The sequence below is a fragment of the Actinospica durhamensis genome (assembly GCF_018139695.1).
GTDB lineage: Bacteria > Actinomycetota > Actinomycetes > Streptomycetales > Catenulisporaceae > Actinospica > Actinospica durhamensis.
The window spans coordinates 1-541 of sequence record NZ_JAGSOG010000688.1 but is presented as its reverse complement, the minus strand read 5'-3'; the positions used below and the strand labels follow the sequence as shown (position 1 = coordinate 541).

Below are 541 nucleotides of genomic sequence, written 5' to 3'. Positions count from 1 at the left end.
ACCTCGCAGCCCGCCGCCCTCGGCGAGGCCGTGGAGCGCCTGCGCGCGGCGGGCTGCGAGGTGGTCGTCGGCACCTGCCCCGACCTCGGCACGATCCGCCCCGTGCAGCCGCCGCTGCGCTGGCTCGCGCGTAGTTGGAGCCGCAAGCTCGCGCTGCTGCAGAGCCAGGCCGTGACCGCGGCCGGAGGCTGCTCGGTGCCCATCGGGGCGCTGCTCGGCCCCGAGTTCGCCAGCCGCGCCGAACTGTTCGGCCCCGACCGCTTCCACCCCTCCGTCGAGGGCTACTCCACCGCCGTGTCCGCCCTGCTGCCCACCCTCGCCTCCGCCGCCTGGCGCCTGACCCCCCGCACCGCCATCGCCGTGGCCCATCTCCCCCATGTCGTCAACGCAGACGCCGTCACGACCGCGGGCGCCGTCACGACCGCGGGCGCCACCGACGTGGACGGCACCGACGCCGACGCCGAGCAGGTCGGGGCGGCAAGGCTGGCGGCAACGCGCGCGGCACGAGCGGCACGAGCGGCCCAGGCCGTGGCATCGTTAC

The 541-nt window shown here is 76.9% G+C and carries 1 protein-coding gene; it reads left to right on the top strand.

Translation table 11 applies throughout. The annotated features are described in order from the left end of the window. A partial coding sequence (locus tag KDL01_RS41740; protein ID WP_498038008.1) for an SGNH/GDSL hydrolase family protein occupies positions 1-541 on the top strand: 541 nt, incomplete at both ends.